At 48.5% G+C, this 26447-nt stretch carries 21 protein-coding genes; 6 read left to right on the top strand and 15 right to left on the bottom strand.

Translation table 11 applies throughout. The features are described 5' to 3' along the window. Nucleotides 1-406 precede the first annotated feature (406 nt). Both CWM47_RS31575 and CWM47_RS31570 read right to left on the bottom strand, forming a co-directional pair. Complete coding sequence (locus CWM47_RS31575; protein WP_100992540.1) at nt 407-1153, bottom strand: CPBP family intramembrane glutamic endopeptidase; 747 nt, start codon at nt 1151-1153, stop codon at nt 407-409. Nucleotides 1154-1378: 225 nt separating this feature from the next. Next, a complete protein-coding gene (locus tag CWM47_RS31570) occupies nt 1379-2623 on the bottom strand; it encodes a T9SS type B sorting domain-containing protein (protein WP_100992539.1) in 1245 nt (414 codons plus the stop codon). Between the two features lie 612 nt (nt 2624-3235). Between CWM47_RS31570 and CWM47_RS31565 the strand changes: the two genes are divergently transcribed. Further along, nucleotides 3236-5611 carry an ABC transporter permease gene (locus CWM47_RS31565; protein ID WP_100992538.1) on the top strand — a complete coding sequence of 792 codons (2376 nt, stop codon included), beginning with the start codon at nt 3236-3238 and terminating at the stop codon, nt 5609-5611. 199 nt (nt 5612-5810) lie between these two features. Here the strand turns inward: CWM47_RS31565 and CWM47_RS31560 are convergent, their stop codons facing one another. The 4 genes from CWM47_RS31560 to CWM47_RS31545 all read right to left on the bottom strand — a co-directional run bounded on the left by CWM47_RS31560 (nt 5811) and on the right by CWM47_RS31545 (nt 9221). Then, a complete protein-coding gene (locus tag CWM47_RS31560; protein WP_100992537.1) occupies nt 5811-6311 on the bottom strand; it encodes an RES family NAD+ phosphorylase in 501 nt (166 codons plus the stop codon). A 17-nt stretch (nt 6312-6328) separates the two neighbouring features. Continuing rightward, nucleotides 6329-6766, bottom strand: a complete 438-nt coding sequence (gene parS / locus CWM47_RS31555) for a type II RES/Xre toxin-antitoxin system antitoxin (protein WP_100992536.1) — start codon at nt 6764-6766, stop codon at nt 6329-6331. A 476-nt stretch (nt 6767-7242) separates the two neighbouring features. Further along, nucleotides 7243-8043, bottom strand: a complete 801-nt coding sequence (locus CWM47_RS31550; RefSeq protein ID WP_100992535.1) for a penicillin-binding transpeptidase domain-containing protein — start codon at nt 8041-8043, stop codon at nt 7243-7245. A 230-nt stretch (nt 8044-8273) separates the two neighbouring features. Continuing rightward, nucleotides 8274-9221: a polysaccharide deacetylase family protein gene (locus CWM47_RS31545; RefSeq protein WP_100992534.1), complete on the bottom strand. Its 948-nt coding sequence runs from the start codon at nt 9219-9221 to the stop codon at nt 8274-8276. 322 nt (nt 9222-9543) lie between these two features. On the opposite strand from CWM47_RS31545, the gene CWM47_RS31540 reads away from it, so the two are divergent. Continuing rightward, nucleotides 9544-9915, top strand: coding sequence for a hypothetical protein (locus CWM47_RS31540; RefSeq protein WP_100992533.1), 372 nt, complete (start codon nt 9544-9546; stop codon nt 9913-9915). A gap of 129 nt (nt 9916-10044) precedes the next feature. Here CWM47_RS31540 and CWM47_RS31535 read toward each other — a convergent pair whose 3' ends face one another. Beyond that, nucleotides 10045-10758 (bottom strand): LytR/AlgR family response regulator transcription factor, encoded by a 714-nt coding sequence (locus CWM47_RS31535; RefSeq protein ID WP_240625548.1) that lies wholly within the window; start codon nt 10756-10758, stop codon nt 10045-10047. Further along, nucleotides 10755-11765 carry a sensor histidine kinase gene (locus CWM47_RS31530; RefSeq protein ID WP_100992532.1) on the bottom strand — a complete coding sequence of 337 codons (1011 nt, stop codon included), beginning with the start codon at nt 11763-11765 and terminating at the stop codon, nt 10755-10757. The genes CWM47_RS31535 and CWM47_RS31530 overlap by 4 nt, the downstream gene beginning before the upstream one ends. A 178-nt stretch (nt 11766-11943) precedes the next feature. Here CWM47_RS31530 and CWM47_RS31525 point away from each other — a divergent pair, with 178 nt between their 5' ends. Further along, nucleotides 11944-14334 (top strand): outer membrane beta-barrel family protein, encoded by a 2391-nt coding sequence (locus tag CWM47_RS31525; RefSeq protein WP_100992531.1) that lies wholly within the window; start codon nt 11944-11946, stop codon nt 14332-14334. 176 nt (nt 14335-14510) lie between these two features. Then, a complete protein-coding gene (locus tag CWM47_RS31520; protein WP_240625546.1) occupies nt 14511-15164 on the top strand; it encodes an alpha/beta hydrolase in 654 nt (217 codons plus the stop codon). A 141-nt stretch (nt 15165-15305) separates the two neighbouring features. Here CWM47_RS31520 and CWM47_RS31515 read toward each other — a convergent pair whose 3' ends face one another. The 3 genes from CWM47_RS31515 to CWM47_RS31505 form a co-directional block, all read right to left on the bottom strand. Continuing rightward, nucleotides 15306-16586 (bottom strand): amidohydrolase family protein, encoded by a 1281-nt coding sequence (locus CWM47_RS31515; protein ID WP_100992529.1) that lies wholly within the window; start codon nt 16584-16586, stop codon nt 15306-15308. 92 nt (nt 16587-16678) lie between these two features. Then, nucleotides 16679-18442, bottom strand: coding sequence for an arginine--tRNA ligase (gene argS, locus CWM47_RS31510; RefSeq protein ID WP_100992528.1), 1764 nt, complete (start codon nt 18440-18442; stop codon nt 16679-16681). A 296-nt stretch (nt 18443-18738) separates the two neighbouring features. Then, nucleotides 18739-19155 (bottom strand): hypothetical protein, encoded by a 417-nt coding sequence (locus CWM47_RS31505; protein ID WP_100992527.1) that lies wholly within the window; start codon nt 19153-19155, stop codon nt 18739-18741. A gap of 511 nt (nt 19156-19666) precedes the next feature. Here CWM47_RS31505 and CWM47_RS31500 point away from each other — a divergent pair. Continuing rightward, on the top strand, nt 19667-20044 hold the full coding sequence (locus CWM47_RS31500; RefSeq protein WP_100992526.1) for a recombinase family protein: 378 nt from the start codon (nt 19667-19669) through the stop codon (nt 20042-20044). A 172-nt stretch (nt 20045-20216) separates the two neighbouring features. Here CWM47_RS31500 and CWM47_RS31495 read toward each other — a convergent pair whose 3' ends face one another. Then, a complete protein-coding gene (locus CWM47_RS31495; protein WP_100992525.1) occupies nt 20217-21638 on the bottom strand; it encodes a Dyp-type peroxidase in 1422 nt (473 codons plus the stop codon). 385 nt (nt 21639-22023) lie between these two features. Here CWM47_RS31495 and CWM47_RS31490 point away from each other — a divergent pair, with 385 nt between their 5' ends. Beyond that, on the top strand, nt 22024-22575 hold the full coding sequence (locus tag CWM47_RS31490; protein WP_100992524.1) for an RNA polymerase sigma factor: 552 nt from the start codon (nt 22024-22026) through the stop codon (nt 22573-22575). A 401-nt stretch (nt 22576-22976) separates the two neighbouring features. On the opposite strand, the gene CWM47_RS31485 is transcribed toward CWM47_RS31490, so the two are convergent. The 3 genes from CWM47_RS31485 to CWM47_RS31475 form a co-directional block, all read right to left on the bottom strand. Then, nucleotides 22977-24191, bottom strand: coding sequence for a hypothetical protein (locus CWM47_RS31485; protein WP_100992523.1), 1215 nt, complete (start codon nt 24189-24191; stop codon nt 22977-22979). Between the two features lie 478 nt (nt 24192-24669). Continuing rightward, nucleotides 24670-25848, bottom strand: a complete 1179-nt coding sequence (locus CWM47_RS31480; protein ID WP_100992522.1) for an alpha/beta hydrolase — start codon at nt 25846-25848, stop codon at nt 24670-24672. A gap of 49 nt (nt 25849-25897) precedes the next feature. Further along, nucleotides 25898-26434: a cupin domain-containing protein gene (locus tag CWM47_RS31475; protein WP_100992521.1), complete on the bottom strand. Its 537-nt coding sequence runs from the start codon at nt 26432-26434 to the stop codon at nt 25898-25900. Nucleotides 26435-26447 lie beyond the last annotated feature (13 nt).

Genomic DNA, 26447 nt, shown 5'->3' with positions numbered 1-26447 from the left:
TCAATAAATTGGTACCACGACCTCTAGTCGAGTGATGGGTTGGTGAAAAAACCTGAGTAGTTAAGGGGGGTAGGCATCAACTTAAAATCGGAACAAAGTTACCATAGTCCTCATATGGAAGTCCCACAAATGGACTGACTGCGAGCCGTGTTACACACCTGACGAAACATAATTGTCTTCTCCCAAAGCTGGGTCCATAAGGAGTTGATATGGGGACGGTGTTCTTTACAAAACAAATTCAACCAGAAGGCCCCAGTCGAGGTATTAATTACCACATCTCAGATAAGGCTCTGTCTGAGACGATGAGCGATCTGAGTCTCTATAATTCCGGCGTTTATAGAGCACACAAGACATCTAGAATCGTCTATCTCAAGTAGAAGCGATTCCAGATCAGATCTTCTTTCGATCAGGACAATAAATAAAAGATGCAGTAAGTCATGCTCAAATTAAACCCTGCATGGCATAGAATTGCGCCCAAGAGCGAGCCTGAGGCCGTTTTAAACCAGAAAAATAGCCTACTCACCAAAAACATACTCATTACCCAGAGAAAAGCCGGCATCACCAAAAAACGCCATTGCTGGTCGATGAACACCAGACCAAAATGAGACAGGTGGGTCAGCGCAAAAGCAGAACTATCCACCAGAGAAGCTCTTTTTTCCCCAATAGAGCGGGCAAAACTGGTGTGAACGATACCTCGGAAGAACAATTCTTCTCCGATGGGGCTAAACAGCATACCAGTTATCGCTACGATAGTGAATAAGCTTGCTCTATCCGGCTGAGAGATACCGGCTGGTATTTTGTAGGATTTGCCGATATAGACATACCAATTCTCAAAGGAAGTGGCGTATAAAATTCGTCCTATCGCGTACAATAGCCCACTGAACGCAATACCCGCGACGAACGCCATCAATAGCTGGCTGTAACGGTTAGGCTTTGTCATTCCAATTTTTCGGCGTCCAAACGGAGTCAGAAACACAAACGGGCTAAGCGCAGAAATGACCATAATCGTTCCGATTGAACTATAGTTGCCCGATGCGTTAGCCGCCAAGACTAAAATAAAGCGGGGGATACAAACGACCAGTAGTAAACCAAGAGCGAATTTCCAATTTAAGTGAACGAGTTTTTGCCAACTTGGTCTTACTTCGTCTTCCACAGGCTAGTTAAGGGCTACTTGAATGTTTGATCCGGCAAAAGTAGTTATAGAGTAGAAGAATTACCCATCTCGTTAAACGCTCCTTTTAGAAACCCAAATGATTTTATAACTGGATCGATCCGGGCCTTAACCAGAGCTTTAAGAAGCTAAGGTATTTATGCGTAATGAGCCAATACTACGGTATAAGTGGGTGCGCTCGGGTAATCCGCTAGATAAGACGACGGCCTACTCCTGTAGCACCACTAGAGCACGTTGTAAGCGAAAGAGCTGGCCCCTGGCCGTCCTCCCCCGCAACTGATAGCCATAAACCCCCGGTAGCAAAGGGCGGGCCAACTCCTGGCTGCTCCACAGCGCCTGCCCGCTGTACAGCAGCTTGGGCAGCGTATTGCGATAGAGCAAACTGCCCCAGCGGTCATAAACGCTAAACTCCTCCACCGTTAGCGACGAAAAGCCGAACCGCACAATGAGTTCGTCGTTGAGCCCATCCCCATTGGGGCTAAAGGCGGTGGGCAGGTAAATCCCGCTCTCACACTCATTGACCAGTACCACCTCCTGAGTCACCTGACAACCTAAGCTGTCGGCGACCGTCAGCGAGTAGCTGCCCACCTGGGTCAGCTCAAACTGAGGAGATGCCTGGTAGGGGCCCTGGTTCAACTGGTAGCGCAACGGGAGACGGCCCCTGGCTTGCACCACGACTTGCCCTTTGCCGCCGGGACACTGAGCCTCCACCGTTGTCGGGACGCTCAGGCTCACCTTGTCGACCGTGATGACCACGGGTACGGCGGGGGTTTCGCTGCCATACATCATCTGAGTTACATACAGGGTAGTCGTAGAGTCCAGGGCGGGCTGGTAGGCGTTGCCCCGATGCAAGAATACCTGACGCTGAGCATCGGCATACCAACGGGTGTCAAAGCCATAGAGGTAGAGGTCTTTGGGCGCGGTAGAGCAGAATTGGTTGGTTTTGAGGGTGGGCCGGTAGAGTTCCAGAAGGGAAGGAGCACACGCCTGCTCGCGGTAGGTGGTCCGCATATACAGCCGCTGGCGAACGGCATCATAACTAAACAGGAACTGACCGGTACACCACCCGGAGGGCCCCTGTTGGCGAATCGGGGTGCTAATCTCGAAGGAGCCCAGTTCATTGACAAACTGACCTTTCTCCAGCGCAAACAGCACATTCACCGTGTCGGAGAAGAAGGCCGACTGGTAGAGAAAGCCCGTCAGGCTAGTGCCTGATTGCACCAGCGTGAGGGAGGTGGGGTAAGGCCGGGCAAAGGAGTTGGTATCATGTTCCATGCCCTGCCAGTAGCCCGACAGATCAGGCCAGTAGGCGGACAGGTCTTGACTGTAGAGGGGAACGCTCATCAGCAACCACAGGCTGATCAGCCAGAGATAGGGGGGCGTTTTTAGCATAGCCAGGGGAGTCGTTGTCTTGTCAAACTGCGTTGTAGTAAAGCCTGTTGATAAGGGCATTGTTTAAGCGCTTGACGTAACGCAACCCGCCGACTCAGGCAAACTACCGGTTGGTGGGTCAAGGGCCATCCAGCCAAGCAAGAGTTACGGCTAATTCCCCAGAAGGGCTCTTGATAATTCGCGCGAAATGAAGCCCTTATCTGTTCACTAAACGATACGCTGTTCTGTTCATTTCTGGGATGAATCCGGTGTATTCCAGGGTCTTTCAAGGCGTGTCGATGGCACATCCGGCAGTGATCAGAAGGACGAATATGCCCTAATGAATGAGCTTCCTAGTTGCCTGCTATGCGGTGGTAAAAAACCTAAGACTTAAACTATCTATATAGTTATTGTTTTAGATTAGCTTTACAAACCTAAAAACTCTGTCAATCGCTTTTGAGTGCTTGTCTCCTAAAAGGCTCCCGATTGAGACGTATGGAATTCTCGTGTCGGAGAAGGGGCGTTAAAACAGACGCTTAATACTGTCCACTTCTGAACTGTCAATGTCCAAAAATGGACATGCAATTTTTACTAACAGGCGTATCTGAGCCGGAGAGACCTTTTAAGCAGAGTGGTACAATAATTGACCATGACTTCTCAATAACCAATCAGAACGCTTACTAGAGAACGACTATGGTACGCAGTTACTTCAAAATCGCCTGGCGAAACCTGGCCCGTTACAAAGCATTCTCGGTCATCAACATCCTTGGATTAGCCACGGGTATGGCTGTCACCATCCTAATTGGGCTTTGGGTCTACGACGAGCTCTCCTTTGATCGACAGAATCCGAACGCAGATCGCATTGCCCAAGTTTGGCAGATCGTCCAATTTGATGGCGAAAAGGCTGCCTACAACGTCGCCTCAATTCCGCTGGCGGAAGAACTGCGCCATAACTATCCTGACTTTACTCGTGTAGCCCTGGCGACCGCTGACCGGGAGGTGGCTTTGACAACGGGAGAAAACCAGTTCACCCCAACGGGTCGATTCGTAGAGGCTGATTTTTTGCCCATGATGGGGGTTCACATGCTACAGGGGCCACGCCAGAACTTAGCGGATGTCAACTCGATCATCTTGTCCCGTTCGCTCTCCCGAACGCTCTTCGGTTCTACGAATCCACTTAATCAGTTGGTTCAGCTCGATAGTAAGGTGAGCCTGCGGGTGACGGGCGTTTACCAGGATTTCTCCCCCAACAGTACCTGGAGTGTCGTGCACTACCTGGCCCCCTGGTCCTTGTTCCTGGGAATTAATCCAGGGGCCAAGAAAGCCCAGGATAATTGGGATGAAAACTCCTATCAAGTCTTCGCGCAGCTGAAGCCGGAGGCTTCCCTGGAACAAGCTTCGACGAAGATCAAAGATGTTCGTATCAAACGCGACAACCCACCGCCTTATAAGCCCGAATTCTTCCTGCATCCGATGACCCGATGGCACTTGTATTCTGACTTCGACAATGGGGTCAATATCGGGGGACTGATTCAATTTGTGTGGCTGTTTAGTTTGATTGGGGGATTTGTGCTGCTGCTGGCCTGCGTCAATTTCATGAATCTCTCCACGGCCCGCTCCCAGCAACGGGCTAAAGAAGTGGGTCTGCGCAAAGTAGTCGGTTCCTTGCAAGGTCAACTGATTGCCCAGTTTGTGGGGGAATCCCTGTTGTTTACCAGCCTGGCTTTCCTCTTGGCGCTCGTACTGGTGCAGCTGAGCTTGTCCTTCTTCAATCAACTGGCCGACAAACAAATTTATCTTCCCTGGGTCAATCCTTACTTCTGGATGATCGGCGTCAGCTTTAGCTTGCTGACTGGCCTGATTGCTGCCAGTTATCCCGCGCTCTACTTATCCTCCTTTCAGCCCATCCGTGTCCTGAAAGGAAGTTTCAGCGCTGGGGGGCACAGTAGCCTCCCCCGTAAAGCACTCGTTGTTTTTCAGTTTACCGTCTCCGTAACGCTCATCATTGGTACGGTCATTGTGCTCCGCCAGATCAAGTATGCTAAAGACCGGCCTACGGGCTATAGCCGTCAGGGGCTCATCGAGGTCAACATGCGAACGCCGGGTCTAATGGGTCATTTCGACGCGTTACGAACCGACTTACTGGCTACGGGGGCCATTCAAGAGATGGCCGTTTCCAACGGGTCCGTGACGGTGGATCAGACGGGGGTAACCAATGTCTCCTGGCCCGGTAAATCGCCCGATTTACATCCCTTGTTCATGACTAATCAAATCTCCCAGCAGTTTGGTAAGACCATCGGCTGGCAACTAAGCGCAGGCCGTGACTTTTCCAGGGCTTTCAGAGGCGATTCGGCGGGGGTGGTGCTGAACCAGTCTGCCTTAAAATTGATGGGCCTGGAAGACCCCCTGCATACGATGATCAACTGGAATGGTCGCGATTTACCCATCATTGGCATTGTCAATGACCTCATTAAGGACAGCCCTTTTGGGCAGGTCACGCCCTCGCTCTTTGTCTTATACGATGCTTCGGCGGGGGTGCTGACGCTCAAACTCTCCCCCACAATAGCCACTAGCGTGGCACTAACTAAAATTGCGGGCATCTTCCATCAGTATGATCCCAGTATGCCCTTCGTCTACAAATTTGTGGATGAGGAGTATAGTAAAAAGTTTAGCGCTGAAGAGCGAATTGGTAAACTAGCCACGTTGTTTGCCAGCTTGGCCATTTTCATCTCCTGCTTGGGCATGTTTGGGCTAGCCTCATTCACGGCCGAACAACGACGCAAAGAAATTGGTATTCGCAAAGTACTGGGGGCAACGGTGCTGACAGTATGGGCTCTGCTGGCCAGGGACTTTGTAGGACTGGTCGTATTGGGTTGTTTTCTGGCGTCGCCCATTGCCTGGTATTTTCTGAATGATTGGTTGCAAAGCTACAGCTATCGTACGCCGATCTCGGGGTGGATTTTTGTAGGCTCGGGGGTGGGGGCGTTACTGCTTACGTTGGTAACGGTGAGTTACCAGAGTATCAAAGCGGCTTTGATAAATCCAGTAAAGTCCCTACGAAGCGAGTAGCATTACCAATTAGCTATTCTCAAATAATGCTCATTTGTGAGACAATTAACAACGCGTGGCGGTCGGTAGCCACAAGCGGGACCGTTTGTATCTGAAGTGTTAAAAAATATTGCATGACGATGGGGCTCGTCCTTTAAGGAGCCTATTACCAAACCATATCATCAGTTATCAAAAGACATACTTTTCGTTCGCTTCTCCATCAGCTCTTTTCTGAGAGAGGACCATAGTTGGTGGGTAATACCAAGCGACCATCGACAGTGAAGGGTTGGATCGACTCAACACTTACCTGTTCGAAAGCCACATGACTGCGATGTAGGATGACGTTAGTCGAAAAGGGAACAACAGCGGAGGGAAGGGCTACAGCCAGTTCCTGAGTGCCTGCTAACCACTCGCCCAAAAAGGTTTGTAACTGCGTGGTTCGCACCGGCGTGTTCCAGTCAGGCGGTAGCTGATCCACCCGGTACGCCTTCAGCGCTTGCTCGTCGGGTAGGTGTATGGTAATCAAGAAGTAGGTAGGTAGTTCATCCAGGCGAATAGGCATCAAGTTGGCCAACACCTCCACTAAAGCTAACTCAGGGGAACTGGAGGTGTAAAGCACATCAATGCCAATAGGATTCCAACGCTCGCCCCGTTTGGCCGAGCCACCCGCTAGGGACGTATCCAGGAAACGCTTTTTGATTAAACGATATACACGAGGCATGAAACTAATAATGGCTACTAACTGATCATGCCTTCTTCAATGCGGCTTAGTTCATCGTCAACGAAGCTAAAGCCCGCTATGGTATCTAACAAAGACACCGGTGCCACGTTCCCCAAGGAAGGGCGCGGGGTGCGTAGCCAGCGCGCAAACACCGCCTGGCGATCATCAAAGGTGGCCAGTCCATGTTCGATCAACTGCTCCAGGAGCAGTAGGCGCTCGGTTTTGTTAGAATCCAACGTCTTGTCCCCGGCTTGCCGATGCAGTGAGCGTTCGGATAGGTTAAGGATACGGGCCATCTCTTTATCGGTCAAGCCAATGCGGCTAGCCACTTCATCGACCCGACTGCGGGCTTCGCCCTGGCGGATACGGCTGATGAGGGAAGGCCGGCTTTCACCCCGCAGGGCTTGCGGTAAAAAATCGGTTCGAGCACCGGTCGCTACAGTTTTAGTGGCCATAGTAGGAGATGATATAAAAGCGTCACTAAGATAACTGACACTTGTCAAGTTATCACCATAACGTTGCTTAAAGAAGAATAATTATGCAGAAAGGAGATAAAGGCCTGCGTACGGTTGCTCCACACCGGCTGGTACGCGTCTAGCCTACTTGTGGATGAATCGTTGAACAGGTATATCAAGTCTGAGGCTGTAGGATCAACGTATAGTGTCTATGCACTACTGCAATCTGGTCGTTGTCAAATAAACTCTTCATAGTTAGAGGCCATCTGGGAAGGATAGAGCAGTGACACTATAAGGCGTATGCCACTGACCGGAATGAACATTTACTAGAAAATAACCGTCTCTAAAAACGCTTCTTGATGAGACGAAAAAACGCCATGCATATGCTTCCGCTTGCGACGATGAAGCGTTCATATATCTGCTTCAAAAATCTGGCGTTTTAAGTGACAGGTATTGTCACATTTTAGGAAATGGTTTTAAATTGCCTTTAATTCATGAAGGATGGTTCGCGTTATTTCTTTGCGACAGGGGCCAAAGTTTGGGTTCGATACCTGTAAGCTCTTGATTAAGCGTGTCGCAAAAAAGTAGATATTCCCATTCTTTTCGACATATCCTACCCACCAGCCCGTATCATTACCCCCATCGCGCGTCCAGCCCGTTTTTGACCGTATCGTATAGTCCCCTCCTTTCTCCGTCACCATCACTCGTTTGAGAATGGTTAGATTACGCCTTGAAAAGGGCACCTCTCCCGAGTAAGCATTTCTTAAAAAATTAATCTGGTTGATTGGGCTTATACCAAATGATCCAAAATTCCAAAAATCGGTACCTGCCTCACTTAAATCATCATTTCCATAGTGACATTTGGTCAAGTATTTGCGGTATCGATCCCGGCCTACCCGCTTGGCTAATTCAATGAAGACCCAACCCGCTGAAACCTCGAAGGCTTCTTTGATGGACATGTCATGATAGATTTCAGGGCGATTTCCGTAGAGTACCGTATCCACTTTACCAACCCATTTTACTACTTCATGCTCATCGCGAATGACGTTGGTTTCTAAGGCAATCAATAAGTTGATGACTTTGAAGGTTGAAGCGGGCAAGGTCGCTTTTTGCGCGTCCAGCGAATCACTATAAATCCACTGGTGACGATTGTTATCGTAGATAGTCGTACTGCCACTTCCGGGACAGTTTTTAAAAGGAGTAATAAGGTCAAGTTGCGCCTCAGCGATGAATGGAATCAGCAGAAGGGCCAGGAGAAGTAAACGGTTTTGCGCCATTGGTTCAGGTAGATTAGACAATAGTACTCGCTCTAAGTCAGTACGATTTTAGCAACGTATTGAGTCAGGGCGAATAGTACAGAAAATTTTACAGCTCATAAATTGCGACAATACGGTCGAGGGTCAATCTTCTTATTGGTGCTGTCTGAGTAGCCATCGGTAGATTTTCTTTCGCTGATAGACGACGAAGCTTACAGATAGGTGATGCGTCAAAAGTCGGGCCGTTTAAGTCAAAGACCTAACTTATCCATCCCTGGTTTCTCATAGACCTCGTCCTCGGCAGGGTAGCGCAATACCGACTCAAATTGGCCTGATGCTTTAGCTAAGGCCCAAATTAAACTTTCACCGGCTGGAATCGTGGTGGGCACTGTTGCATAAATCTTGTCTTTATAGGCTTGATCGGTGTCGATAACCTCCCACCCGTTGGCTTTAAAATGCTTGATCAAATCGTCAAGAAAAAGGGCGGCTGCTAAATTATGATGCAGTAGCAACACGTGATGTATACGCCGCTTAGTGAGCTGATAGGCCAACGAATCATAGTACTGAGCCCGGTTCAATAAGTGATTTTTATAATAGGTTCGATAGCCGGTCAGATCCGCGTTAGGGCTTTCTTTTAGCCGCTCGGTTAAGCGAGCGTCAATGTACCAATCGGAAGCGTCAATGGTGACGTGGCCATTTCTATAGCCTTCCTGCTTCATAAAGGCTCTAAACCCATCCACTTTTTCTTTGGTGTCGCCTTCCTTGAGATAGGGAAATCGAAAGTAAGGGGTGTAATGGGCGTAGCCCTTAATGAGGCTATCATTTTTAGTTAGTTCAAGCTTGAAATCCTCCAGACTGACCTGTGCACTGTTAAAGTTGACATGCGAGAAGGTATGATTGGCGATAAGATGCCCCGCATCGTTCCAGGAGTTTAGCACGTATTTTCCTTTTGGACTCGACTTATTAGCGCCCGCTGAAAATAAGATGGCCTTAAGCTTGTTTTTTTTCAAATGGTTAAGCAACCGTTGATTCCAGGTTTCCAATTTATACTCACCGAAATCATTGATTGAGCCGTCATCAAAGGTAAAGGCTAGCGTGGGCTTGACGGCTGGTAGGGATTGAGCCTGGAACTTCAGGTCAACCGGATTAGTTAGGCCACAAGCCGTCGCCAGCAGCAGGAGAATAAAGAGTTTTGTCATAACGATGTCGTTCTGAAGAAAGGTAGTTGATTGAAGCGGATTAACTATTTAAGCTTCAATGTTAGTGAAAAGCGGCAATTTGTCTGATTTAAAAAAGTTGTGTAACTTCTCACAATACCCTCTTATAGGAGACGAAGTGTGTCTTATAGGTCTGCTGTAGGAAATAGACGTGTAAGGTCCCGCTCCGGGGTGTCGGCCACCACGGTGAGAATTAGACAACAATTGCCGAGTCGCTGGAGCGATGAAAAGTTCTCGCTATCAATTCCAACCACTTTGTGTTTAATAGAGTCTATCGGTTGCAAACCCTTGTATCGCTAAACGTATGATTAAGTATATCCCTGCAATTGCCATTCTAGTTAGCTTTCTGGTTTCCGCTCAAATGTGTACATCCAAGCAAGAACTTAACCCAGTCGAAATTAATACGTCTTGCTTTACTCAGGATTCCCTCAAAAACGTTTCCTGGCAGAAAGACCAACTCACTTTTTTTCAACAACCCAAGAGTGGCCCTTTGCGGGTGGTGGTAAACTACTATAACAATGAGTACTTTTTAACTAATGAGAATGGCTATGTCAGTTCACCGATGAGCTACATTTTTGATTGCTCGGGTAATTCGCTGGGGAAGCGGGGGATCAATTATAATGTTTTCACGAGTGGGTCAAAAGAAGTCGTTACGTTACTGGAAGGCAAGTACTGAGCTTATGTATTCGTAAGTTAGGACGAAAGGACGTCCGTGCGTCTTGATTGAGACAATTATTGAGATGGTATTGATCAGATAGGTAGCTTGTTTTTGGGTAATAAACGATGGAGCCTAAAACAACAAGGGCTACTGACGATTGATTAATCGGTAAAAGCTCGATTTATAGCCATCACTGATCGAAATACCCTTTTGGCCAATGTACACCCTACCCCCATCAATCAGCCGAATATGGGCCAGGGAGATAATATAGGAACGGTGAACGCGGCAAAACTGGGTGGCGGGCAAGAGGGCCAGAATGTCTTTCAATGCCATATAGGTGACGATTCGTTGCTGGGCCGTATACACCGATATATAATTGTTTAAGCCCTCGATATAGAGAATATCCCCGAAGGCTACCCGGTGAAACGTGTTCTTAGCGTCTCCTTTCAAAAAAATATAGTCTTTCGCTGGATCGGAACGGAGCGAGGGATCGCCCTGTAGCGCTAAGAACTTAGCCAGGGCATGAGCGAAACGCTCCGGCTCAATCGGCTTTAAGAGGTAATCGACCACATCCAGATTGAACCCCGCCAGGGCGTAGTCCGGATAAGCGGTGGTCAGGATCACTTTACACTTAGCACCACAAATCTTTACAAATTGCAGCCCGTTCAGCTCGGGCATCTGAATATCTAAAAAGACCAGGTCAATCAACCCCTCATTGACCAGTCGTATGCCCTCGTACACATCGGTGGTCGCCTTAACCAAGCGAAAGCCGGGCGACTGGTCTAAATAAGTCTGGATCACATGGGTAGCGTAGAGCTCATCGTCCAGCGCCAGGCAGCGGTAAATTTTTGCGTTGGTCATAAGCAAAGGACTAGCGATGAATGAAACAGGTCGCCTTCCTCTTGAATCGCCAAGCGGTGACGACCGGGATACAGCATCGTTAATCGCCGTTTAACGTTTTCCAGGCCAATCCCGGTGGAGGGGGCACGCGATTGCCGATTGACCCGGTTGATGACCTGGAAAACCAGTTGCGAATCCTGAACGGCGACAGCAATGCTAATCGGCGCAGTGGGGTCGTTAGTGACCCCATGCTTGAGGGCGTTTTCGATGAAGGGCAAAAGCAATAAAGGCGGGAGTTGAATCCCCTCAATCGGCCCATCAACCCGAAGCTGGTAGTGAAAGGTAGGCGAAAAGCGCAGCACATACAAGCTGAGGTAATCCGTAATAAACTGCATTTCTTCGCCTAAGCTGACTACCTCGTTCCGATTTTTAGCCAGTGTGTACTGCAACGTCTTCGAGAGCTTCAGCACTGCCTGAGCCAGTGGTCCGGGCAGGGGTAAGGCCATCGCGTAGAGGTAGTTTAGCGTATTGTAAAGAAAATGCGGGTTCAACTGCGACTTTAACAACGACAGTTCCGCTTGCCGAAGCTCCTGGGCTAATTGTTGATTATTGGCTTCAGTCTTGTAGGATTGGGTCAAGAGGTAGATGATGAAGCCAATAAAGACGCCCGGAAACGAATAGTACATATTCTCATAGATGAAAAAGAGCAACTCAAGCCCCTCATTCTTGGCCAGGCCAAACCAGCGGACAAATAAAATCTCTTCCAGTACATACCGCGTCAGCACAAATCCAAGGAGTAGGCCGAGTAGACTGCCTGTCAGTTCCGGTAGGGTCTGGCGTTTCCAGTAGCGGGGAAAGATTACCAGCGCACAGGGTAGAATAACCCCCATTTGCAGGATTTGCGAACTGACAATGAGCAGGACACCTGGCCACGATCCTCGGTTGAAGACCAGGGTCCCCAGCAGTAGATACAGGGTGGAGCCAAACCAAATCAGCACCAGGATCAAGGGTAAATGACTGCGCTTCATAGGCTAAAAATACGGCTTTATCGGGCGATGAGCCGAACATTATGTGAATGGCTTATTTGGTTATGTCAAGGCGGATCAGACGAGTCAGACCCGCTTTCCCATCGGCATCTAGCGCATTGGCATAATAAATTGGCGCTAGCGAGCAGCAAACAGAATTTTTGCGCCAAATCCATTCTGTATGTCCTTAGCACGTCTATTTGTTTCTCGTCTACTAAGTCTTATCGGCCTGCTCTGTTTTCCGCTTTTTTCGACCGGGACCACGTACGGTCAGTCCCTGAGCGGCCAGGTCCAAAGCCAAACGGAGCACCAGCCATTGGTTGGGGTACATGCCACTTTAGTGCCTTATGCATCGCCCACCAGCCCGCTCTATGCCACTTCCCAGCAGGAAGGGCGCTTTCGCTTTGACCACTTAAAAGAAGGGCTGTACCGGCTAACCTTGTCGCACGTGGGTTACCAAACCCTGGTTATGGATTCGCTCGCTTGCCAGGGGGAGCCCCTGGCGTTGGGCTGGGTGAGCCTGGCCGTGAGCCAGCAAGCCATAGCCGAAATCGTGGTTCGGGCTAAAAAGCCCCAGATCCGCTATGAGTCGGATCGATTCCGGGTGGATGTAAAAGCTATGAATACGCGGGGCGACCAGGCGGTTGACCTAGTAAGGCGCATTCCGGGGGTAAAGCTGGATCGGGAAGGAGAGCTGAGCTTACAGGGCAAGACGGGCGTGTTGGTCTACATCAATGGCAAGCAAAGCTATCTGACGGGGAGCGCTCTGCTGAGTTACTTGAAAAGCCTGTCCGCCAGCGATATTGCCTCGATTGATTTTTTGCCGACGCCACCGGCTTCCTATGATGCAGCGGGCTCGGGGGGGGTGATGGACATTCACCTGAGACAGCGAACCGACGATGGGTACTCGGTCAATTCGAGCTTCTCGGTGGTCCCGGTAGCCAGGCCCCGATCTACTCTATCAACGATGGTCACGAGCCGGTGGGGGAAGTGGGAGAGCTATGGTCAGCTTGGCCTGGATCATAGCCCGACGTATGAACGAGAGACCACGGACCGACAAGTAGCGGGCAGGCGCTTTGGGCAAGAAAGCCGTCAAGTCATTCAGCCAACGGATCTGACGGGTATGCTGGGCGTCAGCTACCAGCTCGCTCCTGGGCAGGTGATTGGCCTGGACGGTAAGGGGATGCGCCGATGGACGGGCAGTCTAACGGATGGACAATTGGCTCAGATCGGCGGGGCTACTCCGTTACTGGTTCGCTTGCGACGGGATAACCAGGCGCAAGCACAAAATAGGGCTTTTCACGCATTTTATATTTGGCGTTTGGATACGTTGGGCTCGAGTTTATCCGTTGATGGGGACTATTACCGCCAGGCATCCAGCCAACAAGATGGGTTTGGTAACACCTTTTTAGTGCGTGGAGCGCCCGATGCTAGGTTTAACGCCCATCAAGATCAAGTTCGTTCTTCCGCCCTCTACGCCCTCAAAGTGGATTGGACCCAAAAAACAAAGTTTGCCACGCTGGAATCAGGCTTTAAAGCCAGTTCGGTAATGAATACTAGCTGGATAAATCTGGATTCGCTGCTAGGCTCCAATCAACACCCTTTACCAGGGTATACTAATGCCTTTACCTATCGAGAGCAAATTCAGGCCGTTTACGTGTCGATTCATAAACCGCTCAAGGGCCTGGACCTGAAGACGGGCTTACGCTATGAACATACCGTGGGTTTTGATCCAAGGCGTCAAGTAGTCAATCGTCAGTATGGGTATTTGTTTCCATCGGCTTCGTTAACGACCCAATTGGGCGCTCATCAACTGACGTTTTCGTATCGGAAGAGCCTGATCCGGCCCGTGTATACCAATCTAAATCCCTTCACCTACTATACGGATGCTTACAATGCCGTGGCCGGGAATCCAGCACTCAATCCGGCGTTGGCTCACATTGGGGAGCTTAATTATATCTTGAAAAATACCCGACTTTTAACAGTCAACTTTATCCAAATGCAGGATGCGACGCTGGACGTACTGACGTACGACTCGCTGAGGCAAATCAATCAATCCCGCCCCCAGAGTATTGGCCTGGTCCAAACCTGGTACATAGCCACCGGGCAAGCCCTACAACTGGCTAAGGGTTGGTCCGTCAGCACCGATCTAGCGGCTCTTTGTAATCGTATTATCGTACCCACTCATCAAGGACAGTGGAGTTGGACCGCTCAGGTTAGTTCCGATTGGCAATTGGATAAAGGCTGGTCGGCCTCGTTGCTGGCTAAATATGCCTCCCCCAGTTTGTTTGAGCTGTGGCAACTTTACTCGGTTGGAACGGTCGAAGTGGGCCTAAAAAAAATGATTGCTAAAGGAAAAGGCTTTATCGCCTTGGATGGGAACGACCTTTTTTACAGTGACCGCTATAAGGCTAGCTATCAGTATGGATCAGTCCAACAGGAAACCCTTAGGAAGTGGCAGAGCCGGACGTTGCGCATTACTGTCAACTACACGTTTGGCCGCTCAACGGTAGTCTTGAGCAATAAACGAGATATTGCCCCTGACGAAGTAGACCGTTTAAAGCAGGAGTAAACGTCGGTTATCATGGTTTACTCAGCCGCGAGTTTTTGTGAAGTAGCCTTTTACTTATTCTCAAGAAAACGCTCTATGATACTTGGAAAGAGTCAACCGATGACTCAGCAAGTAGAGGTCCCCTTAATTGCCATTGTTAATTCGTACTTTTAGGCTCCCCTAAAACAACGTCAATTTTGCCTTTTCCACTTAAACATCTTGTCATTTGCCTGGTTCTCTTATGCTTGCCTTTCTCCCTGATGGCCCAGCGGTATGTTTTCTTTTTACATAATCGCTTCTTGGAGGAACATGAACTCTCTGCTGTTGAGCCAACCTATGGGCGAGCAGAATATACCGAGATTATTATGGCTTTTCAAAAAGCGGGCTTTGAGGTCATTTCTGAAAAGCGTCCGGCCAATACAGATGTCAACCAGTATGCTAATAAAGTAGGTCAGCAGATTGATAGTCTACTCAGAAAAGGGGTTCAACCAAATTATATTACAGTCATTGGCACTTCAAAAGGAGGTTACATCGCTCAACACGTTTCGACACTGGCGGCTAACCCGGCCCTCAATTTTATTTTCATTGGCTGCTTTCGCGAATCAGATCTTAAAGACTTGCCCAATATTAACTTCTGCGGTAATATTCTGACCATTTATGAGCGGTCCGATCCATTTGGGGTTTCGGCTATTGAGCGAAAGAAAACGTCTAGACTACCTATAACTCGGTTTGAAGAGATTGAGCTAAACACAAATCAGAAGCATGGTTTTCTATTTCACGCATTACCCGAGTGGATTGAGCCTAGCATTCAATGGGCAAACAGTCACTATGCGAAAGCTATACTTCGTTAATTAAGCCATTGGGCATGTCTGCGTTCAGGTCTACAATGCCTTGGCCACTCCACTCGGGCTTACCGAACAGCTTAAAACTGCTGATCTAGCGAAATACGTTTCTTGACTCAAGGACACGCTCTTCTGTACGCGCTGTTGTCATTAGTCTAAGCGTACGACCTTCCCTTTTTTCATGACAAATTTAACCTGCTCCACCCTCGTAATGTCCGCTAAGGGATTGCTTTTTAGGGCGATAATGTCGGCCCAGTAAGCCGGTGCTATAACGCCCCTCGTTTCGCCCACCCCTAATAGTTCGGCGGCATACAAGGTCATCGTTTGCAAGGTGTAAGCCGCAGGAATCTTAGCTAATTTCCAGGTTTGCAACTCTTTTAGATTAGTCTGGAGCCGGTTAAGCCCGGGTAAATCAACGATAATGTCGGTGCCGAACGCCAGTTTGACCTGCGACTTGTAAGCCCGTTGTAGCCGGTCGATGCCCCGACTCTCTAGTTGGTGGGCTGCGGTGGAATCCATTCCATAGGCATACCAGTTGGCAAAGGAAAAATCAGTGCCTACCAGGAAGGTCCCGCGCTTATGCATCAGCCGAAGCAATTCATCGTCAAGGTCGAAGCCGTGCTCAATGGCGGCCGCTCCGCCCAAAATAGCATTGCGGGCGGCCGGACCACCCATGACGTGGACCGTCACTTTCAGGCCGGTTTTGCTCGCCTCCTGAACCGCCGCCTGGATATCCTCCACGTTATAGTAGGCGTTGTCCCCACTCACCAATTTGATGACCGTCGCCCCGTAGTAGATATTCTTTCGAACGGCTTTTTTGATTTCGTCGGGCGTATCGGCATCGATGAACTCAAAATCCCACAGATGTTCGTGCTCACTGTTTACGCCGGAGGTTTGGCCACCGTAGGGCGCAATGATTTTGCCGGCATACACGATATGGGGGCCTGCCAACCAGCCATGATTGATCGCTTTGATCACATCGGCTGAAGCGTAGTTGGCGTCATTACCGATTTCCTTCACGGTCGTAAACCCTCCCCGCAATAACTGCCCTGCCACATGGCCTCCCCGTAAGGCTCGCAGGCTGGAGCTTTCCGTGGTGTAGGCTTGAGCGAGACTCAGGTTTCGGTACGGAAAATTCGTCGTCAAGTGCACATGACAATCGATTAAACCGGGCAGTACCCAGGCATTGGAGAGATCAATCAGCGTATCGGTGCGACTGTAAGGTAAATTACGTCCTACAGCCAGTATTTTCCCCTCTTTGACAAGGACAGTTTGATCTTGACTAAACTCTCCCGTGCGGAAATTAAATAAATGCCCGGCTTTGATAACTGTGTTTTGGGCTCGCGATGAAAAAGGTATGAGCCACGCGCACAAGTAGAGTAAAAGTAGAACGTAACCCTTTATCCTGGTGACCAGAATTCTGTCAATCATTATAATACGTCTATGTGTGTTGCTTAGAGCAGCCTAATACTGTCCATTACCCTAGTGAAAGTCAAAGACTATGCTGCGCTCTTGAAATCCAACTACATACGATCCGGAACCGAAATGCCCAGTAACCCGACGCAAGTTTCGATGCACTTTAGACTTAAGGACATAATACTAACCAACGAACGCTGAATCGCCTGATCCACTTCGTTCAACACATGACTCTCGTGATAAAACGAGTTGTAGAGGTTCGCCAGACTATACACATACTCGGCTAGTACATTCGGCATTCGCTTATCAAACGTGCTATGAATGACGTCGTAGAGTTCCGTTATCTTCAGTAGCAATGCTCGTTCATGGGCGGAGTTAACCTGGATCGCTTCGGTCAGCGGTATCTGCTGGACGGCGGCCTTGGCTAAAATGGATTTAATGCGTACCGCACTATACAACAGATAAGGGCCTGTTTTGCCTTCGAAAGCGGTGAATTTATCCACATCAAAAATATAGTCCGATTCGCGGGCGTTAATCAGGTCGCCAAATTTTAAGGCCGCAATGCCTACCACCTGAGCAATAGCCGCTTGTTCACTTCCCGCGCTGATCGTGGAGGTGCTGACAGTTTGTAGGCGAGTTTGGGACTCGGCCACAATCAAATCAATCAGCAGACTTAGCTTCATGACCCCGCCATCGCGGGTTTTGAAGGGTTTGCCATCTTTGCCATTCATGGTCCCAAAGGCAATGAATTCAAGCCTTAAGTCCGGCTGGGTAAGGCCTACCTTATCCGCACAGCGGAAGACTTGCTGAAAATGAGTGTCTTGCCGCTTGTCAACCACATACAGGATATAGTCTGGTTCGTACTGGCTCTTTCGTTGAATAATCGTGGCTAAGTCGGTCGTACTGTAAAGTGAAGCGCCGTCTGACTTTGACAGGATGAGGGGCGGAATCGGGGAGGTGTCCGTGGGTAAAGCGACATCAACCACCAACGCCCCCTCACTGGGGTAGGCATAACCCCGCTGTTTCAGATCGTCGACCATTGATGGGATGACGGGTTGGCTATCACTTTCCCCCTTCCACTCCTCGAAGTCGACATTCAGTTTGGCGTAATTTTTCTTTAGATCGGCCACCGACGTACGGACAATGTTACGCCACAGAGCCGTATAGGTCTCATTTCCTTTTTGTAGTTCGGCCGTAATCCGTCGACATTCCGCTAAAAACAAGTTGTCTTGTTTGGCTAACGCACTGGCTTGAGGGTAAATCGTCTCCAGATCCTGGATGGCGATTGGATAAACTATTAGGTTCTCTGTCCGATTCTGATTGATTAATGAGGCCAAGTGCTCATCGCTTTTGATGAACATGGCCATGACCATGCCCATTTGCAAGCCCCAATCCCCCAGATGAACGTCGCCAACGACGGTATGGCCCATAAAGCGCGCCGTGTTTTTGATGGCTTGGCCGATAATGGCGGATCGTAAGTGGCCTACGTGTAGGGGTTTGGCAATGTTGGGTCCCCCGTAATCAATGATAATGGAGAGCGGATTGACACTCGGCTCAAAACCCAACTGGTCGAGTTGGAGCATCTGAGAACAATAGCCGGCTAGAAAATCATCGGCTAGGTTTAGGTTGATGAATCCTGGATTGACGACATCAACGGTAAAAAACGCTTGTTGCCCTACCGTTGCTTTAACCTCATGGGCGATGTCCATTGGATTACGCTTATGCCGTTTGGCGGCTGCCAGTGCGCCATTACACTGAAATTGACTAAACGAGGTTTTGGAAAAGACAACAGTGCCGTACTCTTGGTCATATCCACAGGCAAGAAAAGCGTTAGCTATTTTTTGGGTCAACAGGGCAGTAATCGATTGCATAGGTAAATAGGTGCTTGAAAAGCATCCTTCTAATGGAGCTTTCCAGTGCAGGCAAATCTACTCATAAAGCGTCAATGCCGGAGCCATTAAGTGGCTGGTGACCTGTTGGGTTGGTAAAATAGATCGGGAAGAAGTACAGAAACCGACTGTGTTTCAGCATCTCGCTAAATGCTCCCAATTGAGACGAAGGGGCATTTCAAGAAACGGCTTGTTCAATTAACTGTAAACTTCTATCCCTAGCATACGGGATTGGGAAGAAGAACAACCCTATTGAATGGGTTTTCTTTTGATAGCCACTAAAGTGCTTGGCTAGAATCACGGCGGGCCTTGGCTTTACCCCAATACAGCGCACTGTCAAAGTCTCGGCTGAAGTAACGGGTGTTGACCACACCCCGGCCATTAGAGCGCGTGACGACGTAGCGAACCAAATCGCTGACTGCCGTCACTCGGTAGAACTCACGCTTGTAATTGCGATACAACCGACCCCGCGCGTCTTCATAGCCCCAGATGCTGTCTCTGGGGATAATCTGTTTGCGGCCATCGGTATACTTCACCGTAATCGTTGAGGAAAATCTTCCTGGGGCACGAATCTTCTTGATGGCAGGCCCCTGGTAGGATTGCGAAATCAGTTGACTCGAATAAATCACCCGTTGGGCGATACAGGTGGGAGCCGCAACGATCAGTAACGCCAGCCAAAACAAGGAGCGATTCATAGTGCATGTTCATTTGACTACTGTAACGAATTAACGCCTTACTTCGCCTTAGGTTTAGGTTAACTTCAAGCAAATTTATTTAGCCTAGTTATATAGTTTTCGTACTTAGGGAAGTAACGTTTGGAAAAGGTAGTTAGCCAGTTAGCGGCTCGTGTCTAAATATCGAAAAAGGCTCTTTTAACGAGATGCTACAGCTCTTTTACAACTGGCCACACGCAATTAGGGTTGGAATTGTATAGATACAGGGATGTTATGAAGATAATGGCTGACCGTGTTCTTTAGATCTATCTGTGCTGTACTTTTTTTAATTCACCCACCCTTTTCACACAAATACACATTTAGGTATTAGTGCGAAGGTTTATAAAACTACCAATCAGGACTTGAGCTTCCTAACTACATCGCCTACCATGCCGCTTATTTTCTTCGGCTCCTGACCTCGACCGGTTGAGCCGTAATGCCTCGTTCATTTTTACCCCTGTGAGATTCAGGTGTTAATTTCCAGTGCGTTGATATGCCGGACGCCAACACCCTGACCATCGGCATCTTCGCTACGCTGGGCCACCATGAACGGGAGCTGATCGGCGAGTGCACCAGAAAGGCCTTAGCCGTTAAGAAGCAACAAGGCTTTGTCTTAGGCTCACCCCAGAATCTGACGCCACAAGCGCAACAGATAGGGGTGGAAGCCATTAAGCAAAAAGCGCTCACCAACAAACATAATCAGCTAGCCTTGCTGACCATCAAAGAATATTTACATCAAGGGAAAACTTTACAGCAAATTGCGGACGAATTGAATGCGTCGGGTTTCCGAACGGCTAAGGGCCATTTGTTCCAGCGGGTGAAGGTCCAGCGACTAATAAATAAGTCGACATATAATTCATCGCCGTTTTAGTATGCATGAGTTTGTTTGTGCCCTCAATTTCCAGTTACAGTTGTACATCTGAAAGTTGACGTGTAAAATGTCCAGACTATTTTACACGTCAACAAATTTAGTTTACGCAGCGGGAAACATTTGATGAGTGACTGAAATTGAGAACAATCAACGGGCCTCTGACAATCAGTAGTTAAACTAGACTTTTAAGAAAAGTAATACTTGGCGCGAAGAAATATTCGCCCCCTTTCATGGTTACAAATTGATCAAAAGTTGCCTCAACACCAGGTACAGGAGTGCCATACGCTTGAGGAAGTTTGTAGGTGCGTTCGGATGATGGTGCACCAGCAGCAGACTGGCCAATTATAGGATCAATACCTGTGCCACCAGTAGGGAAACCGGCACTATTTGCCCAAGATTGCTGAATGAACTCAAACTGGGTTTCTATACTTGCCTGATAACTCATAAACAGTAAACCTACTCCACTTTCAGGCGTTTGTTTGGCAATAGGGTCCAATTCTGTATCCACATTTCGGTGGCCAAATGGAATACCACGCCGTGCCATAGTTTTAGATTTATCGAACGCATCTCTTCTTGGGTTTGCCTTCCTGATATGGGCAAAATGAGGACAGCGACCTCCGCTAGGATCATTGCTGTAATCGAAATTGTTAAAACTTGCACTATTCAGAATAGAATCTTCATCATCCATTAGTACTGGACTACCGTCCTCAAAACGGCCGACAAGATAGGCCCCAGCCAGTTCCCGTTTCGATTCGTCTCCTAAGTTAGGGAACAACTTCTTTCCAACTTTTTCTTCCGCTTCTTTAAATGCCCGTACATTCTGTTCCAATTTTCTAAAAACGAAATAACTGCCAAAAGATGGTTTTTCAGGATGGGGTGTTACATAAGGATCAGGAATCAGAATTAAATTAGTGTCGGCAGAAGGATCAAATTTTAGATTAGGAGATGGAGGAGAAAGTGTGACCCCATGAAGTTGTTCATAAGATTCGATTTCATCTTTTAAGAAAAGCGGTTGGCTTGTGCCGTCGACGTAACCAAAATGTTCGATTCCTGCAAGGGCTGAATTTCGAATAGCGTCGCCATATTCGACTACATCGATTCGGCTAAATTTATCAAGTACGTCGAGCAAGACTTTGGTGAAATTACCCATACGTTTCGGATCATCATCGGCCAATAAAATCATGGCATGAGATTCGTGCCTGTAGCCCTCCTCCCATTTATTGGTTGTAGGATCATTGGTTTGTGTACGGCGGGCTTTCAGACCAGCTTTAAAGGCCGGATCGCTGAATTTTGTTTGTACGTCGGTAAATCCCAGCGCCTTGTATCCAGCGGCTGACAGGAAAAGGGCGGAGAATAAACCACCAGGCTTATCCTCCTTCTTGAAAGCTTCTCTTTCTTCTAATTGCTTCTTGGAACTGGTCAAGTTATCTTCTGCAAAGGATCGTACCCATTCTTTTACCGCAGGAATACAATTGGCGTTAAAATGGATAAAAATATGGGTTGTGTGTTCACGTCCATGGCCTTTTATCGTATTACCCTGAAGGTTCTTAAGAATGCGGTCGGTAGCGAAAGCTTTTGGATCAACAGGTTTCATTGCCCTTTAATTTAGTGTGGAACAACAGGTTAAGATCCTGCACTAAACAAGTTTGGGCTTAGAGCAAGAGTTTCGACAGTACAATGAAAAGGAATAGTGAGGCTATTAGTAATGGGAGAAACACCCTTTTTTCTGGTTTAATGAATAGTTTGCATTATTAATATGCCCCCTATTCATATGATCTAATTAATATATAATCACCTGTATTTCAATTGCTTATACTCCCTTTCGGCTGTATATTTCGGTAATTCATACCGAAAAACGGGCAAAACAGTCAGTTCATCGAATCAAGTTCTCAACGGGCAGTCAATAGAAACAAATTTGTATCAATAAACGCCAATCAGAAACTTATTGATACCCAGAATTTTTATTCACTACCGAGACGATGAAAACCAAACTTAACGACGAAGACCTGATCCGCCAGCAGTTCGCCACCAATCCCAATGCCTGCTTTGAAGAGCTTTATAGCCGCTATGTGGGGAAAGTCTATAATCGTTGTTTATCCATGACCAAAGACTCGGAAAAAGCCCAGGATTATACCCACGATATATTTATCCGCACCTTCGACCGACTGGATCGGTTTCAGGAGAAATCCACGTTTTCTACCTGGCTTTACTCGATATCCTTCAACTATTGCCTGGATCAAATTAAAGTCGCCAAGCGATTGCCGATGGCAAACCTGGACGTTGAGGAGGCTTATCAGTTCGCCGATCCAGCCGAGCAGGAACCCCTGGAAGAGCGCTTGCAACTGCTTACCCAAACACTCCAGCAACTCTCGCCTATGGAGGCAAGTCTGCTTCGCCTAAAATACCAGCAGGGGCTGTCCATCCAACAGATTGCCCAGCAGCTGGGTCTTCAGGAAAGCGCCGTTAAGATGCGGTTGAAGCGAACCCGGCAGAAAGCCTATCAGTTTTATCTGACGGCGGAAAAACGATAGAGTCTGTAAACAGAAAGGTACTGAACCTGAACGTATGCGACGGATAGCGTTGGACAGATAATTAAAAAGTACATGCTCAACAAACGCACCTATGCGAGACACGTGAGCTTACAGGTGTCTGCTTCTTTCCGGCTTACCTACTCGCAGCCAATTGCCAGGACCGGCGTCAAAAGCAGGTCATCTACCGCTTTAAAGGCCTCAAACGCCTATTTTCTGGGATCTGTCCAGGACACACCTTCTCAACGTCTGATTTCTTCCACCAATACATCAGAATTAATTGTTGAACGTGCTACATTTAAGCGGGCACGAAAGTAAGCATGATTTTACGGTTTAGTTTAACGTAGCCAGTCCAGTTCACCTGATTGATAGTTGCGGCTAGCTAAGCGTGCTGATGTAGCTTTCTATTTCTTATCCAGAAGCTGCTTGACAAGGCTCTTCAATTCATTCACTTGGGCCTGTTGTTCGTCAAGTCTATTCACTTTCTGCTCAAGCTGAATACTGTACAGGGTTAATTCTTCAATCTTTTCTAACAGCAGGGTGTTCAGCCTGGTTAGATCCATTCCCTGTTGAACGACCTCCTGCGCGGAAGGAAGGCCCGGCAAATGACCATGTTGGCCCACATAGGAAGCTACTGAGGAGAGGGAGCGAAGCGGATAAGCCGGGCTGAATACCTTGTCGCTCCATTCGGTAGCGTTGTTGATTCTAAGCTGATAACGGGCTTTGATGACCTCTCCCCGCTGATTGACACTCAAGAATTGGTCGGTCTGGGCAGTAGGTGGGCTTTGGCTGGTCAGGTTCGTTAGTCGAAGGCCGCTTTCATGGGGTGACTCACTCACGAGCTCCAGTTTGGCAGTTGGCGCCGAGGTGCCAATACCGACGTTCACCCCACTGCCCAGCACCAGCGCATTGCTGATGGCCACTCGGGAACCCGCACCAATCGCGGTGGCGTTGTGCAGCCCATCCTCGGCCTGGCTATTGTAGCCCATGAGTACATTCTCATCACTGGTGGTGATGGCCGTACCTGAGTTGGGGCCAATGATGATGTTGTTGCTGCCCGTGGTGGTGTTATAGCCTGCCTGATAGCCGACAAACGTGTTGTACAAGCCGGTCGTATTGGCATAGCCCGCTCGGTAGCCGACGAATGTGTCGCTCCCACCAATGGTATTGTTATAGCCAGACTGATAGCCTAAAAAGGTATTCAACCCGCCGGAGGTGTTTTTATAGCCCGCATCACTGCCCACGAAGGCATTGAACTGGCAGGTCGTACTATTATAACCCGCCTGATTGCCCAAGTAAGCATTATAATTACCCGCCGTATTTCTGTAGCCTGCCCACGAGCCCAAAAAGACGTTGTTGGAACCCGTCGTATTGCTGTAACCCACTTGATAGCCCGTAAACACATTGAGCGTCCCAGTTGAGTTTTGGGGGCCCGCCTGAGCGCCGACAAATACATTACCTTGACCCGGCATTTCCGTGTTGCCTGCAAAGTGCCCTATCAGTATATTGTAAGCGCCGGGTGAGTATGAATTGCCTTTGAGGACGAGGTAGTTCGTTTGGGCCAGCACTAGTGAGCCGGGCCAAAAAGCCAGTAAACAGAAGGAGTATATATGGCGCATTAGCAGAAAGAAGTTAGTTGCTGAGAAAGGTAAGCATATGACCCACAGCTAAATTGTTCAATTTATTCATCGGCAGTATAAGGGTATGGTCCTAAAAATCCGGACACGAAACTTACCAACTTAACGAGCGTATGCTACTGGCTGAAGTTGACAGTTATTAAAAACTCACTGTCTCATTAAATCCTCCTTCCTGAGACGAAGGATTATTCATGTATCTGCTTCATTAATTGGGCATTTCAGGAGATGGCTCGTTTTAATAACTGTCAACGGCTACCCGTAGCATACGACAATTCGTGCGCCACTTAATTGAGCGGTTTTTCTAGCCGCAATAAAGCCAGTTTGCGACAACCTTCCTGGTACTTGGTTACCGTCAAAAAAACGTCCAGACTAAAGGTCATAAAACGTAAAATCGTCATGATTCTATCAGATTGAAATGAATTGCTAGTAGCACATACCAGTATGGTGATCCGATGTTTAGTTAAAAAATTTTTTGTGCAAATTCCGTCAGGTATTTACGCCAATTTGGCCAGGTGTGGCCCCCATCGGTTTCTTTAAATTCATACGTCATACCAATCGTGTCCATTTTCTTTCGGAAGTCCCCAATACCAGCCAGTAAGATGGGGACATCATCCCGGCCAACAGCCACCCAGTATAATTTGTAGCCATTGTCCATCTGCTTTTTTAACTTTAAATCCAGCTTCTGATACGCCAGTGACTGGGGATGATCTTCCGGTTTATTGTTAAGGGCGGGAGAGAATAAGCCCATATAGTCGAAGGTGTTTGGGTAGTTCTGCGAGATGTAAGCGGTGTGATATCCGCCCATAGATAACCCGGCAATCGCTCGCCCGGCTTTGGTTTTCCGGGTCCGGTAATTATTGTCCACGAAGGTGAGTATATCCCCGAAGGTTTCTTCAAATTTGCCATCCATTGTTTGGGGTAGCATAAAACTGGGTTTCGTATACCCATCACTTCCTTCACCGGGCGCAGCATCCTGCGACACATTGCCATTGGTCATGACCACGATCATGGGTTTTGCTTTTCCCTGGGCAATCAGGTTATCTAAAATCTGGGAAGCTCTGCCTAAACCCATCCAGGCTTCCTCATCGCCCCCAATCCCATGCATCAAATACAGTACCGGATACGTTTCTTTGCCCATTTCATAGCCAGACGGGGTATAAATAGTAATCCGACGACGCTTCGTATTACCGGGTGAGTTGTACCAGCGACGGCTCACTGATCCGTGAGGCACGTCATTGACTTTGTACAGATTGGCGAACTCTCCATCAATCAGCAGCGCGTTCGACACATTGGCAACATCCCGGATGACATGGGCATTGTTAGGATCAATGGCTCTCAACCCGTCCACGGTGAAGGAGTAGGTATAGAACTCAGGTGACAAAACGTCCGTGGTATAAGACCAGATTCCATCCGCTCCTTTTTGCATCGTTGCGGAAGGACGAGCGAATCCCTCACTGCGCATCCAGTTACCCGACATGGTAGCCGTCGTAGCCGTTGGCGCCTTTAGCCGGAACGTTACCGAATGGTTGTCATGGATTTCAGGAGAAACGAGCGGAGGCTCTCTAGTCAGCGCCTGCTGACCTTGACTGGTGGTGGACAAAAGTCCAGTCAATAAAACGAGTAAGGCGTACTGTTTCATGGGTAAACGGAGTGAACTCGATTGGTTTGACTGAAAATGGACTAACGGCTTATTTTTGATTGTATTCCGCATCCGTGACGGCCAGTAGCCACTTGACGATCCCTTTTTCGGTGTTTGGGATGATATACAGGTGGGTCATTTTACTGTTGGGACTGGCTCCGTGCCAATGAACTACATTAGGCGGGCATTTCACGACGTCGCCTTTGCGAATCACTTGCCTGGGCTCCCCTTTGATCTGGTGGTAACCGATCCCATCCGTAACAATGAGGATTTGCCCGGCCGGATGAGAATGCCAGTGCGAGCGGGCACTTTTCTCAAAGGCGACACTGCCCGAAATAGTCGTAAAGATCGAGTCATTGGGGACCAGGCTCGTCACCCAAACGGTTCCCGTAAACGTGTCAGCAGGACCTTTTTTCGCTGCCTGCGGACCGGTCACGGTGTTCGTTGTCTGGCCTGAAGCCAAATCAGGCCAGAGGGCTAAGACGATGAATACGAACAGCAGGTTAAATGCCCGGCCGGCAAGCTGCGGCCTGGCCACCGGACGACTGGTGATGTGGGTTATCTGGTTGTCGATTGAATTTTCCATGATCGTTTCGTTT

The sequence above is a fragment of the Spirosoma pollinicola genome, from assembly GCF_002831565.1.
In the GTDB taxonomy this organism is placed as follows: Bacteria; Bacteroidota; Bacteroidia; order Cytophagales; family Spirosomataceae; genus Spirosoma; species Spirosoma pollinicola.
The sequence above is the reverse complement of the archived record's forward strand: the minus strand, read 5'-3'. Positions and strand labels throughout refer to the sequence as shown.

Bases quoted from the DNA above. Each gene is read 5' to 3' on its own strand.
- CWM47_RS31570 (WP_100992539.1), bottom strand. From the start codon at position 2,623: ATGCCCTTATCAACAGGCTTTACTACAACGCAGTTTGACAAGACAACG.
- CWM47_RS31565 (WP_100992538.1), top strand. From the start codon at position 3,236: ATGGTACGCAGTTACTTCAAAATCGCCTGGCGAAACCTGGCCCGTTAC.
- CWM47_RS31560 (WP_100992537.1), bottom strand. From the start codon at position 6,311: ATGCCTCGTGTATATCGTTTAATCAAAAAGCGTTTCCTGGATACGTCC.
- parS (WP_100992536.1), bottom strand. From the start codon at position 6,766: ATGGCCACTAAAACTGTAGCGACCGGTGCTCGAACCGATTTTTTACCG.
- CWM47_RS31550 (WP_100992535.1), bottom strand. From the start codon at position 8,043: ATGGCGCAAAACCGTTTACTTCTCCTGGCCCTTCTGCTGATTCCATTC.
- CWM47_RS31545 (WP_100992534.1), bottom strand. From the start codon at position 9,221: ATGACAAAACTCTTTATTCTCCTGCTGCTGGCGACGGCTTGTGGCCTA.
- CWM47_RS31540 (WP_100992533.1), top strand. From the start codon at position 9,544: ATGATTAAGTATATCCCTGCAATTGCCATTCTAGTTAGCTTTCTGGTT.
- CWM47_RS31535 (WP_240625548.1), bottom strand. From the start codon at position 10,758: ATGACCAACGCAAAAATTTACCGCTGCCTGGCGCTGGACGATGAGCTC.
- CWM47_RS31530 (WP_100992532.1), bottom strand. From the start codon at position 11,765: ATGAAGCGCAGTCATTTACCCTTGATCCTGGTGCTGATTTGGTTTGGC.
- CWM47_RS31525 (WP_100992531.1), top strand. From the start codon at position 11,944: ATGTCCTTAGCACGTCTATTTGTTTCTCGTCTACTAAGTCTTATCGGC.
- CWM47_RS31515 (WP_100992529.1), bottom strand. From the start codon at position 16,586: ATGATTGACAGAATTCTGGTCACCAGGATAAAGGGTTACGTTCTACTT.
- argS (WP_100992528.1), bottom strand. From the start codon at position 18,442: ATGCAATCGATTACTGCCCTGTTGACCCAAAAAATAGCTAACGCTTTT.
- CWM47_RS31505 (WP_100992527.1), bottom strand. From the start codon at position 19,155: ATGAATCGCTCCTTGTTTTGGCTGGCGTTACTGATCGTTGCGGCTCCC.
- CWM47_RS31500 (WP_100992526.1), top strand. From the start codon at position 19,667: ATGCCGGACGCCAACACCCTGACCATCGGCATCTTCGCTACGCTGGGC.
- CWM47_RS31495 (WP_100992525.1), bottom strand. From the start codon at position 21,638: ATGAAACCTGTTGATCCAAAAGCTTTCGCTACCGACCGCATTCTTAAG.
- CWM47_RS31490 (WP_100992524.1), top strand. From the start codon at position 22,024: ATGAAAACCAAACTTAACGACGAAGACCTGATCCGCCAGCAGTTCGCC.
- CWM47_RS31485 (WP_100992523.1), bottom strand. From the start codon at position 24,191: ATGCGCCATATATACTCCTTCTGTTTACTGGCTTTTTGGCCCGGCTCA.
- CWM47_RS31480 (WP_100992522.1), bottom strand. From the start codon at position 25,848: ATGAAACAGTACGCCTTACTCGTTTTATTGACTGGACTTTTGTCCACC.
- CWM47_RS31475 (WP_100992521.1), bottom strand. From the start codon at position 26,434: ATGGAAAATTCAATCGACAACCAGATAACCCACATCACCAGTCGTCCG.